This window comes from Streptomyces sp. NPDC029216 (assembly GCF_040648015.1).
In the GTDB taxonomy this organism is placed as follows: Bacteria; Actinomycetota; Actinomycetes; order Streptomycetales; family Streptomycetaceae; genus Streptomyces.
This window is the reverse complement of sequence record NZ_JBEZWL010000166.1, coordinates 1-15,137: the sequence shown is the minus strand read 5'-3', so window position 1 is coordinate 15,137 and position 15,137 is coordinate 1. Positions and strand designations below refer to the sequence as shown.

The following is a 15,137-nucleotide window of genomic DNA, read 5'->3' as shown; positions in this document are numbered from 1 at the left end:
TGCGGGTCCGCGTCCGGGGCCCCGCCGGAGCCGGTGGCGCCCGGGTCCGCGGAAGGCTCCTCGGGCCGTCCCGCACCGCCGGCGCGCGCGCCCTTGTGCGGGCGGGCGCCCCCGCCCTTTCCCGCGCCGTCCGGAGGGCTCACAGCCCGCTCCTTCGCCGTCACTTCCGTCTCTTCTTGATCACGTATCACCAGTCACCGCCCGGAAGATGGTGGCACGGACCGGCGGTCCAGCGGGGCATCAGGGTGCGCGCCGGTATGGAACCGAAGCTTCCGGCGCGGCGTGGGCGACGTCCGGCACCATGGGCCGAATGAGCGGAGAGCTGCCCGCGTACGCGGAGCGGGTACTGGAGGTGGCCGAGCGGATTCCGCCCGGCCGGGTGATGACGTACGGGGACGTCGCCGAGTGGCTCGGCGAGGGCGGACCCCGCCAAGTCGGGCGCGTCATGGCCCTGTACGGCGGCGCAGTGCCCTGGTGGCGGGTGGTGCGGGCGGACGGCGTCCCCCTGCCCGGCCACGAGCGGCGCGCCCTGGAGCACTACCGGACCGAGGGCACCCCGCTGCGCGCCACCCCCTCCGGCGAGCCGCGCCTGGCGATGCGGCGGGCACGCTGGGACGGGCGCGAGGAGGGTCCCGGAGGCGACGAGGCTCACACCTGACAGCTTCGGCCATCCGGAATCCGGACGGGCACCCGAAGGCCCGTACGGGGGACGGCCCGCGGGCCCGCCGGGTCGACGTCCGGGCCCACCGGGAGGGACTGCGGCGCCCGCCCGGGTTGCCGTAGCGTTGCCTCTTCGGCTCCGGCCCGGGCTTCGGCGCCCGCGCCGGACACCCCGCTGACAGCACCCGCAGACCCACCAGGACCGGCACCCCACGTGATCACCTCTTCTCCCGGCCGCTCGGAGCGGCGTACGCGTACGCCCGACGCGTACCGCCTGGTGCGCACCGGCCCGCGGCAGGTGGCCCCCCCTGTTCTGGACGCGGCCCAGCGGGCGGTGGTTGATCACACCGGCGGACCGCTGCTCGTACTGGCCGGCCCCGGCACCGGCAAGACCACCACCCTCGTCGAGGCGGCCGCCGCCCGCGTCGAGGCCGGCACGGACCCCGCCCGCATCCTGATCCTCACCTTCAGCCGCAAGGCGGCCGTGGAACTGCGCGACCGCGCCGCCCTGCGCCTCGGCGGCGCCCGCGCCCCGCAGGCCACCACCTTCCACTCCTTCTGCTACGGCCTGGTCCGCGCCCACCAGGACCACGAACTCTTCGCGGACCCGCTGCGCCTGCTGTCCGGACCGGAGCAGGACGTGATGGTCCGCACCCTGCTGGAGGGCCAGCGCCGGCTGCGCTCCATCCGCTGGCCGGAGGACCTGAGGGCCGCGCTGACCACGCGCGGCTTCGCCGACGAGGTGCGCGCGGTGCTGGCCCGCGCCCGCGAGCTGGGGCTGGGACCGCGGGCCCTCGCGACCTTCGCCGACCGCATCGGCCGCCCCGACTGGAAGGCCGCGGCGGCCTTCCTCTCCGAGTACCTCGACGTCCTGGACCTCCAGGGCTCCCTGGACTACGCCGAACTCCTCCACCGCGCCGTCCTCCTGTCGGAGACCACCCCGTCCCTCTCCTCCTCCTACGACGTGATCTACGTGGACGAGTACCAGGACACGGACGCCTCCCAGCTGCGGCTGCTGCGCGCGCTGAACGGCCCGGCGGGGACGCTGGTGGCCTTCGGCGACCCGGACCAGTCGATCTACGCCTTCCGGGGCGCCGACATCAACAACATCCTCGACTTCGAGACCTCCTTCCCGGGCGCCGAGGTCCGCGCCCTCACCACGGGCCGCCGCTCGGGCGCGAACCTGCTGGCCGCGACCCGCCTCCTCACCACCCGCATGCCCGTCCCGCGCCTGCCGGCCGCCGCCGTCCGGGCCCACCGCGACCTGACGCCCGCCCGCGAGGGCGGCCGCGTCGAGGTGTACACGTACCCGACCGCCGGGGCCGAGCTGGACAACATCGCCGACATCCTGCGCCGGGCCCACCTGGAGGACGGCGTCCCCTGGCAGGACATGGCCGTCCTGGTCCGCTCGGGCGGCCGCACCCTCCCGGCGATGCGCCGGGCCCTGATCGCGGCGGGCGTCCCTGCGGAAACGGACGCCACCACGACGGCCCTCCGCCACGAACCGGCGATCTCCCCCCTCCTGACGGCCCTCCGCACCACCGCCACAGCCGCCACAACCCCGCCCCCGCCCACCCCCGCCCTGCCGGACGCCGCAGACACCTCGGAACCGCCCCCGGCCGCCTCCGACTCCACCGGCCCGGACTCGCCCCTGCCGGACGGGGAAACCCCGACCGGCCCCGGCGCCGCAGGCGCCGAGGAGCGCGAGCCCTCTCGCGGCTCCGGGGCGGCCGGGCGGGACCTTCCCCCCGGACCCGGCGAAGCCACCCCCGCCCCCTCGACCGCCGGAGGCGAAGGGTGGGTCGGGGTCGAGGCGGCCATCGAGCTGCTCGGGTCGCCGCTCGGCGGGATGGACGCCGCCGACCTGCGCCGGCTCGGGCGGGCCCTGCGCGACGAGGAGCGGGCCGCCGGGGTCGCCGTACCCGCGCCCTCCGACGTCCTGCTGGCCCGCGCCCTCGCCGAGCCCGAGCGCCTCACCGCGCACGACCCCGCGTACGCCCGCGGCGCGCAGCGCCTCGGCCTGCTCCTGCGCAAGGCCCGCGAGCTCCTCCAGGGCGGCGGCACCGCCGAAGAGGCCCTCTGGACCCTCTGGGACGGCACCCCCTGGCCGCAGCGCCTCGAACGCCAGGCCCGCCGCGGCGGCCCGGCCGGCCGCAACGCCGACCGCGACCTCGACGCCGTCTGCGCCCTCTTCGACAACGCCGCCCGCGCCGAAGAACGCACCGGCGGCCGCGGCGCGCTCAACTTCCTCGAACAGCTGGAGGCGGAGGACATCGCCGCCGACACCCTCACCGGCAGGACGGTCCGCTCCGACGCCGTCCGCCTCATGACCGCCCACCGCTCCAAGGGCCTGGAGTGGGGCCTCGTCGTCGTCGCCGGGGTCCAGGAAGGGCTCTGGCCCGACCTGCGCCGCCGCGGCTCCCTCCTCGAAGCCGACCGCATCGGACGCGACGGCCTCGCCGAACCCCTCACCCCCGGCGCCCTCCTCGCCGAGGAGCGCCGGCTGTTCTACGTCGCCGCCACCCGCGCCCGCCACCGCCTCGTCGTCACCGCCGTCAAGGCCCCCGCCGAGGACGGCGACCAGCCCTCCCGCTTCCTCACCGAACTCGGCGTCACCCCCAAGGACGTCACCGGCCGCCCCCGCCGCCCCCTCGCCGTCCCCGCGCTCGTCGCCGAGCTCCGCGCCACCACCGTCGACCCCGACGCCTCGCCCGCCCTGCGCGACGCCGCCGCCCGCCGCCTCGCCCGCCTCGCCGCGCTCACCGACGACGAGGACCGCCCCCTGGTCCCCGCCGCGCACCCGCAGCGCTGGTGGGGCCTGTACGAGCCCACCGCCGCCACCGTCCCCCTCCGCGACCGGGACCGCCCCGTCGCCCTCTCCGGCAGCGCCCTGGACCAGCTCGCCAACACCTGCTCCCTCCAGTGGTTCCTGGGCCGCGAGGTCAAGGCCGACGCCCCCTCCACCGCCGCCCAGGGCTTCGGCAACGTCGTCCACGTCCTCGCCGACGAGGTCGCCTCCGGCCGCACCCCCGCCGACCTCGCCGTCCTCATGGAACGCCTCGACTCCGTCTGGGACGCCCTCGCCTTCGACGCCCCCTGGAAGTCCCGCCAGGAGAAGGACAACGCCCGCGCCGCCCTGGAACGCTTCCTGCGCTGGCACACCACCGACCGCGGCGGCCGCACCGCCGTGGCCACCGAGCACGACTTCGACGTCACCCTCGACGCCGGCGAGTACGCCGTCCGCATCCGCGGCTCCATGGACCGCGTCGAGGCCGACCCGCAGGGCCGCGCCTACGTCGTCGACTTCAAGACCGGCAAGGGCGCCCCCACCCGCGACGAGGTCGCCCGCCACCCCCAGCTCGCCGTCTACCAGCTCGCCGTCCGCGAGGGCGCCGTCGACGAGGTCTTCGACGGCCGCCGCCCCGAACCCGGCGGCGCCGAACTCGTCCAGCTGCGCCAGGGCGCCGCGAAGCGGGACGGCGGCGACGAGGTCCCCAAGATCCAGGCCCAGGAGGCGCTGTCCGCGGGCAGCTCGGGCGAGTGGGTCGGCGACCTGCTGGCCACCGCCGCCGGCCGGGTCCTGGACGAACGCTTCGCACCCGCCACCGGCGAACACTGCAAGCGCTGCTCCTTCCGCAGCTCCTGCAGCGCCCTCCCCGAGGGCCGCCAGACCGTGGAATGAGACGACGGCCGGGAGTGTCCGTGGGGGCGGCTAGCCTTTTGAGGTGACCGCGTACGCGTCCGGGCGCGCCCCCGTCCTCGACGATCCCGAGCAGCTCAAGGAGCTCCTCGGGATCCCCTTCACGCCCGAACAGCTGGCCTGCGTCACCGCCCCGCCCGCCCCCCAGGTGATCGTCGCCGGCGCCGGCTCCGGCAAGACCACGGTCATGGCCGCCCGCGTCGTCTGGCTCGTCGGCACCGGTGCCGTCGCCCCCGAACAGGTCCTCGGCCTGACCTTCACCAACAAGGCCGCCGGCGAACTCGCCGAACGCGTACGCAAAGCCCTCGCGAAGGCCGGCATCACCGACCCCGACCCTCCCCCTGGCTTCGCCGGGGGGACCCCCACCCCGGCCGATGCCGACACGGCCGGCGGCGAGCCCCGCATCTCCACCTACCACGCCTTCGCCGGCCAGCTCCTCAAGGACCACGGCCTGCGCATCGGCCTGGAGCCCAGCGCCCGCCTCCTCGCCGACGCCACCCGCTTCCAGCTCGCCGCGAAGGTGCTCCGCGAAGCCCCCGGCCCCTACCCCGCCCTCACCAAGTCCGTCCCCGACCTGGTCAGCGACCTCCTCGCGCTCGACGGGGAACTCTCCGAGCACCTGGTCGAGCCGGAGGAGCTGCGCGCGTACGACACTGGGCTGCTCGACGTCCTCGCCGGCACCAAGCTCACCAACGAGGACCTGCGCAAGGCCCCCGAGGCGGTCCGCGGCCGCCTGGAACTGCTGGAGCTCGTCGTCCGCTACCGCGCGGCCAAGCGCTCCCGCGACCTGTTCGACTTCGGCGACCAGATAGCCCTGTCCGCGAAGCTGGCCACCACCCGCCCGGAGGTCGGCGCCCTGCTGCGCGAGGAGTTCCGCGTCGTCCTCCTCGACGAGTACCAGGACACCTCCGTCGCCCAGCGGCTCCTGCTGTCCGGCCTCTTCGGCGGCGGCACGGGGCACGCGGTGACCGCCGTCGGCGACCCCTGCCAGGCCATCTACGGCTGGCGCGGCGCCTCCGTCGCCAACCTCGACGACTTCCCCGAGCACTTCCCCCACACCGACGGCAGCCCCGCGACCCGGTTCTCGCTCAGCGAGAACCGGCGCAGCGGCGGCCGCCTGCTGGACCTGGCCAACGGGCTCGCCGCCCCGCTGCGCGCCATGCACGAGGGCGTCGAGGCGCTGCGCCCCGCCCCGGGCGCCGAGCACGACGGCCTGGTCCGCTGCGCCCTGCTGCCCACCCACGCCGAGGAGCTGGAGTGGCTCGGCGACTCCGTGGCGCACCTGGTGCGCACCGGCAGGGAACCGGGCGAGATCGCGGTCCTGTGCCGCTCGGCGGCCGATTTCGCGAGCATCCAGGCGGTCCTGGTCGCCCGGGACGTCCCGGTGGAGGTCGTGGGCCTCTCCGGCCTCCTCCACCTCCCCGAGGTCGCCGACCTGGTCTCGGTGTGCGAGGTGCTCCAGGACCCCGGCGCCAACGCCGCCCTGGTCCGCCTCCTGATCGGCCCGCGCTGGCGGATCGGCGCCCGCGACCTGGCGCTGCTCGGCCGGCTCGCCCGGCAGCTGGTGGCCCGGCCCGACGCCTCCGACGGCCCCGACGGCCGGCTGGCGGCGGCGGTCGAGGGCGTCGACCCGGCCGAGGTGGTCTCCCTGGCCGACGCCCTGGAAACCTTCCTGGACGGCGCGGGGGCCGAGGACCTCCCCTTCTCCGCGGCCGCCCGGGTCCGCTTCGCGCACCTCGCCCAGGAACTCCGCGACCTGCGCCGCTCCCTCTCCGACCCGCTGATGGACGTCCTGCACCGAGTCCTGTCGACCACGGGCCTGGACGTGGAACTCTCCGCCTCCCCCCACGCCCTGGCGGCCCGCCGCCGCGAGACCCTCTCCAACTTCATGGACGTCGCGGCCGGCTTCGCGGCGCTCGACGGCGAGGCCACCCTGCTGGCCTTCCTGGGCTTCCTGCGCACCGCCGCCCAGTACGAGAAGGGCCTCGACCACGCCCTCCCCGGCGGGGAGAACACGGTCAAGGTCCTCACGGCCCACAAGTCCAAGGGCCTGGAGTGGGACGTGGTCGTCGTCCCCGACCTGTGCGCGGGCTCCTTCCCGAAGGAGAAGGCCCCGGAGGCCTGGACCTCGTACCCGAAGGTCCTTCCGTACGCCCTGCGCGGCGACGCCGCCACCCTCCCGGCCGACCCGGCGTGGACCTCGGCGGGCCTGAAGTCCTTCAAGGCGGCCCTGAAGTCCCACAAGGAGACCGAGGAACTCCGCCTCGGTTACGTCACCTTCACCCGCCCCCGCAGCCTCCTCCTCGCCTCGGGCCACTGGTGGGGCCCCACGCAGAAGCGCCGCCGGGGCCCGTCGTCCTTCCTCCAGGCCCTCCACGACCACTGCGCCGCGGGCTACGGCGAGATCGAAGCCTGGGCGGAGGAACCGGCCCCCGACGCGGAGAACCCGGCCCTCGCCTCGGCCTCCACCCCGGACCACTCCTGGCCCCTCCCCCTGGACCCGACCTCCCTCACCCTCCGCCGCGAGGCCGCCGCCCTGGTGGAATCCCACCTCGCAGCCCACCCCACGCCCCGCCCCTCGGCCGACCCCTACCTCTGGCCCCCGCACTGCGAGGACCCGTCCTACGAGAACGAACCCTGGCCCCCGCCCGAGGCCGACGCCCCCTACACACCCGACCCCGACCTGTGGGCGGGCGAAGCCGTACCCGCCGATCCGTGGGGCGAAGCCCGGGGTGGAGACGACGCCCCGGCGACCCGGCCCGGCGAACCCGTGCCGACGCCCGGTGGGGTGGATGACGTGTGGGCGGGCGAAGCCGTGCCCGTGGACCCGTGGGGCGAAGCCCGGGGCGGCGACGACGCCCCGGCGACCGGGCCCGGCGAGGCCGTGCCGGCGCTCGGTGGGGTGGATGACGTGTGGGCGGGCGAAGCCGTGCCCGTGGACCCGTGGGGCGAAGCCCGGGGCGGCGACGACGCCCCGGCGGCCCGGCCCGGCGAGGCCGTACCCGCGCCCCGCGAAGCGGATGACCTGTGGGCCGGCGAAGCCGTGGCCACGGAGTCCGGCGTAGCCGGGAGCGGGGTCCGGGGCGGAGCCCCGGTTTCTGGGGGTACCCCCAGCGGTAGCTGGGGGAGAAGGGGCGGGGTGGGGGACAAGACCCTCCGGCCGGAGCCCGCCGACGCCACGGCCCGGCCCGGCGCCGCCGACCCGTCGGACGACCTCTGGGCCGGCGAAGCCACCCTGCCCGGGGCCGCCCCCGCCCCGACGCACCCGGCGCGGCCGGCCCCGTCCGGGACCCCCCTCACCCCCGAGGAGGCCCGGATCATCGCCTCCTGGGACCGGGACCTCGACGCCCTGGAGGGCGAGCTGCTGCGCGCCCGCGCCGCCGTGCGCGACGTCGAGCTGCCCGGCGCCCTCTCCGCGAGCCAGCTCCTGCGCCTCGCCGCCGACGAGCAGGGCTTCGTACGCGACCTAGCCCGCCCCATGCCCAAGCCCCCGCAGCCCGCCGCCCGCCAGGGCACCCGGTTCCACGCCTGGGTGGAGTCCCGCTTCGACGCCCTGCCCCTGCCCCACCTCGATGTCCTCGACCCCGCCGCCGACCTCCCCGGCACCGACCAGGAGATCGCCGACGCCGCCGACCTCGAAGCCCTCAAGGCCGCCTTCGAGCGCAGCGAGTACGCCGAGCGCACCCCGTACCGGATGGAGGCGCCCGTCCAGCTCACCCTCGCCGGCCGGGTGATCCGCGGCCGCATCGACGCCGTCTACCGCAACCCCGACGGCTCGTACGAGGTCGTCGACTGGAAGACCGGCCGCACCACCCAGGCCGACCCCCTCCAGCTCGCCGTCTACCGCCTCGCCTGGGCGGAAGCCACCGGCACCCCCCTCGACCGGGTCGCCGCCGCCTTCCTGCACGTCCGCAGCGGCCGCGTCATCCGTCCCCGTGACCTCCCCGGACGGGAGCGTCTTGAGCGGATCCTCCAAGGCAAAACGGACACGGACGGTGCCCATCAGGCGGACGGCTAGGCTCGTGGCCATGAGCGAAACCCCGGACAACGTCGTCCGCACGTACATCGACGCCCACCGCGCGGCCTTCCTCGGCGACCTCGCCGAGTGGCTGCGCATCCCCTCCGTGTCGGCCCAGCCCGAGCACGCGGGCGACGTACGCCGCAGCGCCGAATGGCTCGCCGCGAAGCTCAAGGAGACCGGCTTCCCGGTCACCGAGATCTGGGAAACGGCCGACGGCACCGGCGCCCCCGCCGTGTTCGCCCACTGGCCGGCCGCCGACCCGGCCGCCCCCACCGTCCTCGTCTACGGCCACCACGACGTCCAGCCCGCCGCCCTCGAAGACGGCTGGCACACCGACCCCTTCGAGCCCGTCGTCAAGGACGGCCGGATGTACGGGCGCGGCGCGGCCGACGACAAGGGCCAGGTCTTCTTCCACACCCTCGGCGTCCGCGCCCACCTCGCCGCCACCGGCGCCGAGGCCCCCGCCGTGCACCTCAAGCTCCTCATCGAGGGCGAGGAGGAGTCCGGCTCCCCGAACTTCCGCGCGCTCGTCGAGGCCCGCGCCGCCGAGCTCGCCGCCGACGTCGTGATCGTCTCCGACACCGGCATGTGGTCCGAGACCACCCCGACCGTCTGCACCGGCATGCGCGGCGTCGCCGACTGCGAGATCGACTTCCACGGCCCCGACCAGGACATCCACTCGGGCGCCTTCGGCGGGGCCGTGCCCAACCCGGCCACCGTCGCCGCCCGCCTCGTCGCCGCCCTGCACGACGAGGACGAGCGGGTCACGATCCCCGGCTTCTACGACAACATCACCGAGCTCACCGACGCCGAACGCCGGCTGATCTCCGAGCTGCCCTTCGACGAGGCCGAGTGGCTGCGCACGGCCAAGTCACACGCCGCCGCCGGCGAGGCCGGCTACTCCACCCTGGAGCGCGTCTGGGCCCGCCCGACCGCCGAGGTCAACGGCATCGGCGGCGGCTACCAGGGCCCCGGCGGCAAGACCATCGTCCCCGCCTCCGCCCACCTGAAGCTGTCGTTCCGCCTCGTCTCGGGGCAGGATCCGTACGAGGTCGAGGCCGCCGTACGGGACTGGGTCGCCGCCCGGATCCCCGCCGGGATCCGGCACTCCATCACCTTCGGCGCCCCCACCCGCCCCTGCCTCACCCCGCTGGACCACCCCGCGCTGCAGTCCGTCGTGCGCGCCATGGGCCGGGCCTTCGGGCAGCAGGTCCGCTTCACCCGCGAGGGCGGCTCGGGCCCGGCGGCCGACCTCCAGGACGTCCTGCACGCCCCCGTCCTGTTCCTCGGGATCTCCGTCCCCTCCGACGGCTGGCACTCCCCGAACGAGAAGGTCGAGCTGGACCTGCTCCTCAAGGGCGTCGAGACCGCCGCCCACCTGTGGGGCGACCTCGCCGCCACCTGGGCCCCGCCCACGCCCGCCGCGGCGGCCGCCGCCACCGCCTGACCGCACGCACCCACGTCCGTACGCCTGCCTTGTCCCATACACCGGGGGAGTTGGAAGTACCTGTGAGCACGCACACCGAGCGCCCACTGTCGCTCACCGCGCCCAGCGACATAGACCGCGCCGCGCACCACCGCCTCGACGAGGCCTGGCTCGCCGCCGCCTGGAGCCACCCGACGACCCGCGTCTTCGTCGTCTCCGGCGGCCAGGTGCTGATCGACGACACCCCCGACGGCGGCACCGGCATCGTGATGACCGCGGCCTTCGAGGCCCCGGCCACCGAGACCCACCGGTACTTCCTCGGCACCGACGAGGACGGCGTACGGTACTTCGCGCTGCAGAAGGACTCGCTGCCGGGCCGCATGGACCAGTCGGCCCGCCCGGCCGGGCTCCGCGAGGCCGGGCTGCTGCTGTCCCCGCGCGACGCCGGGCTGATGGTGCACGCCGTCGCCCTGGAGAACTGGCAGCGCATGCACCGCTTCTGCTCCCGCTGCGGCGAGCGCACGGTGGTCGCGGCCGCCGGGCACATCCGCCGCTGTCCGGGCTGCGGCGCCGAGCACTACCCGCGCACCGACCCGGCGGTGATCATGCTGGTCACCGACGAGCAGGACCGCGCGCTGCTGGGCCGCCAGGTGCACTGGCCGGAGGGCCGCTTCTCCACGCTGGCCGGGTTCGTGGAACCGGGCGAGTCGATCGAGCAGGCCGTGGTGCGCGAGGTGTGGGAGGAGGCGGGCGTGCGCATCGGCGAGGTCGAGTACGTCGCCAGCCAGCCCTGGCCGTTCCCGTACAGCCTGATGCTGGGCTTCAACGCCCGGGCCGTCAGCTCCGAGATCACGGTCGACGGCGAGGAGATCCAGGAGGCCCGCTGGTTTTCCCGCGAGGAGCTGAGCGAGGCGTTCGAGTCCGGCGCGGTCATCCCGCCGTCGGGGATCTCGATCGCCGCCCGGCTCGTCGAGCGCTGGTACGGCCGGCCGCTGCCGAAGCCCGCGCCGTAACGTTCGTCACACGCGGAAGGCCCCCGCCGAGGCGGGGGCCTTCCGCTGTCCGGGAGCGTCCGGGACGGCCGGGCGTCAGAAGGCCGGGCGTCAGACGGCCAGGGCCTGCTTGACCTGCGCGAGGCTCGGGTTCGTCATGACCGACTCGTTGCCGGCGGAGGACTTCACGAGCACGGTCGGGACGGTCTGGTTGCCGCCGTTGGCCTGCTCCACGAACTTGGCGGACTCGGGGTCGAGCTCGATGTTGATCTCGTTGTACGCGATGCCCTCCCGGTCCAGCTGCGTCTTCAGCCGGCGGCAGTAGCCGCACCAGGTGGTGCTGTACATCGTGACCGTGCCCGTGTCCTGCATGCTCGCTCCTCTGTGAGGTCCATGACGTCTGGTGACCGGAGCACCGTCCGGTCCGAGTACTCGAACGTACGCCGCTGCCCCGCCATTCCCGGGCGGCGGCCGGTATGACCCATCCGACAACCCGACCGGGCCTGTGGACGGATTTTCCCGCCCGCCCCACCCGACCTGGCAGCATGGCGGGGTGACAGCAGCAACGCACTCCTCATCGTTCCCGGCCGGCCCGGGTACCGGCGCGGCCGACGCCGACGCCGTGCTCCAGGGCCTCGACCCGGAGCAGCGCGAGGTCGCCACGACCCTGCGCGGCCCGGTGTGCGTGCTGGCCGGAGCCGGTACCGGCAAGACCCGCGCGATCACCCACCGCATCGCGTACGGGGTCCGCTCCGGGCAGCTCATGCCGGCCAGCGTGCTCGCCGTCACCTTCACCAACCGCGCCGCCGGCGAGATGCGCGGCCGGCTGCGCGCGCTGGGCGCCGGCGGGGTCCAGGCCCGGACCTTCCACTCCGCCGCCCTGCGCCAGCTCCAGTACTTCTGGCCGCGGGCCATCGGGGGCGACGTCCCCCGCCTCCTCGAACGCAAGGTCCAGTTCGTGGCCGAGGCCGGCGCGCGCTGCCGCGTCCGCCTCGACCGCAACGAGCTGCGCGACGTCACCGGCGAGATCGAGTGGGCCAAGGTCACCCAGACCGTCCCCGCCGACTACCCGGCCGCCGCCCTCAAGGCCGGCCGCGAGGCCCCCCGGGACGCGGCCGAGATCGCCCAGATCTACGGCACGTACGAGCAGCTCAAGCGCGACCGCGGAATGATCGACTTCGAGGACGTGCTGCTGCTCACCGTCGGCATCCTCCAGGACCGGCACGACATCGCCGAGCAGATCCGCACCCAGTACCAGCACTTCGTGGTGGACGAGTACCAGGACGTCAGCCCCCTCCAGCAGCGGCTGCTGGAGCTGTGGCTCGGCGAGCGCGACAGCCTCTGCGTCGTCGGCGACGCCAGCCAGACCATCTACTCGTTCACCGGCGCCACCCCCGACCACCTGCTGAACTTCCGCACCCGCTACCCCCACGCCACCGTGGTCAAGCTGGTCCGCGACTACCGCTCCACCCCCCAGGTGGTCCACCTCGCCAACGGCCTGCTCAGCCAGGCCCGGGGCCGGGCCGCCGAGCACCGGCTGGAGCTGCTCTCCCAGCGCGAGCCCGGCCCCGACCCGGCCTACGCCGAGTACCCGGACGAGCCCGCCGAGGCCGAGGGCGTCGCCCGCCGCGTCCGGGACCTGATCGCCGCCGGGGTCCCGGCCGGCGAGATCGCCGTGCTCTACCGCATCAACGCCCAGTCCGAGGTCTACGAGCAGGCCCTCGCCGACGCCGGGGTCCCCTACCAGCTGCGCGGGGCCGAGCGCTTCTTCGAGCGGGCCGAGGTCCAGAAGGCGGTCCTCGCCCTGCGCGGAGCCGCCCGCTCCGCCGGCAACGACCCGCTCCTCGACGACGTCGTCGAGCTGGGCTCCCAGGTCCGGGCCGTGCTCAGCTCCACCGGCTGGACCGCCGAGCCGCCCGCCGGCTCCGGCGCCGTGCGCGACCAGTGGGAATCGCTGGCCGCGCTGGTCCGCCTCGCCGAGGACTTCGCCCGCAGCCGGCCCGGAGCCGGCCTGGCCGAGCTCACCGTCGAGCTGGAGGAGCGCAAGGCCGCGCAGCACGCGCCGACCGTCCAGGGCGTCACCCTCGCCTCGCTGCACGCCGCGAAGGGCCTGGAGTGGGACGCCGTGTTCCTCGTCGGCCTCACCGACGGCATGGTGCCGATCACCTACGCCAAGACCGACGAGCAGGTGGAGGAGGAGCGCCGGCTGCTGTACGTCGGGGTCACCCGCGCGCGGCTGCACCTGACGCTCTCCTGGGCCCTCTCGCGGGCTCCCGGCGGCCGGGCCTCCCGCCGGCCCAGCCGCTTCCTGAACGGCCTGCGGCCGGGCTCCGCGGCCCCGGGGACCCGGGCGGGCGCCCCGGCCGAGCGCGGCGTCCGCAAGCGCGGCAGCCGCGGGCCGGCGCTGTGCCGGGTCTGCGGCCGGACCCTGACCGAGGCCGGGGAGATCAAGCTGATGCGCTGCGAGGACTGCCCGTCCGACATGGACGAGGGCCTCTACGAGCGGCTGCGCGAGTGGCGGGCCGGCCAGTCGAAGCTCCAGGGGCTGCCCGCGTACTGCGTCTTCACCGACAAGACGCTGATGGCCATCGCGGAGGCCGCGCCGTCCGAAGCGGGCGAGCTCTCGATGATCTCTGGAGTGGGCGGCCGGAAGCTCGACCGGTACGGGGCCGACGTCCTGGCGATCTGCGCAGGCCAGGAGCCTGCGGGCGAGGATCCTGACGACGCGTAGAAACTCGTCGGAAAAATAGTTTGCACATGCCCAGCCAATCCCCATAGGTTCTTAGCAACGGAAACGGTGGCTTCTCCAAAGCCCCGGATCCGTGCTGTACTTATCCGAATACACATGGGACAGGTCCTCGGGCCGAGTCCCCGAGACGCCGAGAGGAGGCGAGACCAGTGACCAGCTTCATGACCTTCACCAAAATGACCGATCGCTCGGTCGCCGCTTCCTGCCTGCTTGGTTCCGTCTCCCTCCGGGGCACCGGTCTGTCCGCGATTTCCGCTGACAAGGCCGCCCTGCTGGCGACCCTCCCGGTCAGCGAGCGCAACGAGCGACCGACCGAGGCACTGGTGGCAGTAGCAGGAGCCCAGCAGGCGCATGGCGCCTATGGCCCCGCCGCCGCGGCCGGTGCCGGATTCAAGAAGCAGACGACGACGCAGCACCACCTGATGTGGGCCTTCCGCGGGCTCGAACCCTGGAGTGATCCAGCCTGATCGCATGATCAGGCCGGCGCCTTCAGGGCCGCGGAACCCCACCCGGGATCCGCGGCCCTTCTGTTTGTCCCCGACCGGGGACGACGGAGCGAAGGGGCCTCGGGACTGGCAGGACCAGGTATCAGCCGCCACCCGGCCGACCGGCCGGAACGACTAACCGAACAAGACGAGGAAGAGACAACCGTGCAACTCGAAGCGCACGCCCCGTCCGTACCGCAGACCCAAACGATCTCCCCGCCCGCAGTCCCGGAGGACCCCGCCTTGACCCCCCTCACCGCGCTCACCGCGCTCGACGACGCCATCGAGAACCTCGGCGTCCCGGTACCCTGCCGCACCTTCGACCCCGAGGTCTTCTTCGCCGAGTCCCCGGCCGACGTCGAGTACGCCAAGTCCCTCTGCGGCACCTGCCCGCTGGTCGAGGCCTGCCTCGCCGGCGCCAAGGAGCGCCGCGAGCCCTGGGGCGTCTGGGGCGGAGAGCTCTTCGTCCAGGGCGTGGTCGTGGCCCGCAAGCGGCCCCGCGGCCGCCCGCGCAAGAACCCGGTTGCAGCGGCATGAACGCCACCGGAACCATCGACCGCCCTCTGACGCACGATCCCTTGAAGCAGGCCCCCATGTCCCCCCACGCCACCACGAGCGAGCAGCCGCACGGCTCCGCCACCGCAGACTTCATCACCACCGGCGCGATCACCTCGCGTCAGAACAGGACCCGCGAAATGCAACTCATCCCAGAAGCCCTGGCCCGTGCGCATATGGACGACCGGCTGCGCGAGGTGGACGCCGAGCGTCACGCCACGCGCCTGGTCGCCGCCCGGCGCATGCAGCGGCGAGCCGAGCGCGTCTCGCTGCGCGCCCGGCGCGCGCTGGCCATGGCCGTCATGCACTGACGGCCCCGCGCAGAGCCGGAATCCGGCTCCGAAGCGGCTTGAAAGCGGCTTGAGCGCCGCCGTCGGCCGGCCGGGCCCCCCGGCGGCCGGCCCCCCCCCCGGGGGCCCGGCCCGCGCCGCCGGGCCCCCCCGGGGGGTGGGGGGGGCGGCCCGGGCCCCCCGGCCGGCGCGCCGCCCGCCCCCCCCCCGACGGGATGGCCGGCCCAGGGCGCCCCGCCCCCGCCACCGGGGTACCCCT

General features: G+C 75.0%; 10 protein-coding genes. 9 read left to right on the top strand and 1 reads right to left on the bottom strand.

What is annotated here, in order from left to right; all coding sequences use genetic code 11:
• The first annotated feature begins 310 nt into the window (after window positions 1-310).
• The 5 genes from AB0F18_RS34315 (at window position 311) to nudC (ending at window position 10,820) form a co-directional block, all read left to right on the top strand.
• The gene (locus AB0F18_RS34315; protein ID WP_362067808.1) at window positions 311-658 is read left to right on the top strand and encodes an MGMT family protein; all 348 of its coding nucleotides are present in this window, start codon (window positions 311-313) and stop codon (window positions 656-658) included.
• 219 nt (window positions 659-877) lie between these two features.
• Entirely contained in the window at window positions 878-4,342 is a 3,465-nt protein-coding gene (locus tag AB0F18_RS34310; RefSeq protein ID WP_362067814.1) for an ATP-dependent DNA helicase, read from the top strand.
• Between the two features lie 43 nt (window positions 4,343-4,385).
• Window positions 4,386-8,378, top strand: coding sequence for a UvrD-helicase domain-containing protein (locus tag AB0F18_RS34305; RefSeq protein WP_362067805.1), 3,993 nt, complete (start codon window positions 4,386-4,388; stop codon window positions 8,376-8,378).
• A 10-nt stretch (window positions 8,379-8,388) separates the two neighbouring features.
• The gene (locus tag AB0F18_RS34300) at window positions 8,389-9,828 is read left to right on the top strand and encodes a dipeptidase (RefSeq protein ID WP_362067802.1); all 1,440 of its coding nucleotides are present in this window, start codon (window positions 8,389-8,391) and stop codon (window positions 9,826-9,828) included.
• Between the two features lie 50 nt (window positions 9,829-9,878).
• Entirely contained in the window at window positions 9,879-10,820 is a 942-nt protein-coding gene (gene nudC, locus AB0F18_RS34295) for an NAD(+) diphosphatase (protein WP_362067799.1), read from the top strand.
• Window positions 10,821-10,910: 90 nt separating this feature from the next.
• Here nudC and AB0F18_RS34290 read toward each other — a convergent pair whose 3' ends face one another.
• The gene (locus AB0F18_RS34290; protein WP_045949161.1) at window positions 10,911-11,171 is read right to left on the bottom strand and encodes a mycoredoxin; all 261 of its coding nucleotides are present in this window, start codon (window positions 11,169-11,171) and stop codon (window positions 10,911-10,913) included.
• 181 nt (window positions 11,172-11,352) lie between these two features.
• On the opposite strand from AB0F18_RS34290, the gene AB0F18_RS34285 reads away from it, so the two are divergent.
• From AB0F18_RS34285 to AB0F18_RS34270, 4 genes are all read left to right on the top strand, one after another.
• Complete coding sequence (locus AB0F18_RS34285) at window positions 11,353-13,530, top strand: ATP-dependent DNA helicase UvrD2 (RefSeq protein WP_362067796.1); 2,178 nt, start codon at window positions 11,353-11,355, stop codon at window positions 13,528-13,530.
• A gap of 179 nt (window positions 13,531-13,709) precedes the next feature.
• A complete protein-coding gene (locus tag AB0F18_RS34280; RefSeq protein WP_362067811.1) occupies window positions 13,710-14,015 on the top strand; it encodes a hypothetical protein in 306 nt (101 codons plus the stop codon).
• A gap of 183 nt (window positions 14,016-14,198) precedes the next feature.
• The gene (locus tag AB0F18_RS34275; RefSeq protein WP_351879426.1) at window positions 14,199-14,570 is read left to right on the top strand and encodes a WhiB family transcriptional regulator; all 372 of its coding nucleotides are present in this window, start codon (window positions 14,199-14,201) and stop codon (window positions 14,568-14,570) included.
• On the top strand, window positions 14,567-14,899 hold the full coding sequence (locus AB0F18_RS34270) for a hypothetical protein (RefSeq protein WP_362067794.1): 333 nt from the start codon (window positions 14,567-14,569) through the stop codon (window positions 14,897-14,899). Before AB0F18_RS34275 ends, AB0F18_RS34270 begins: the two co-directional genes overlap by 4 nt.
• The last annotated feature ends 238 nt before the right edge of the window (window positions 14,900-15,137 follow it).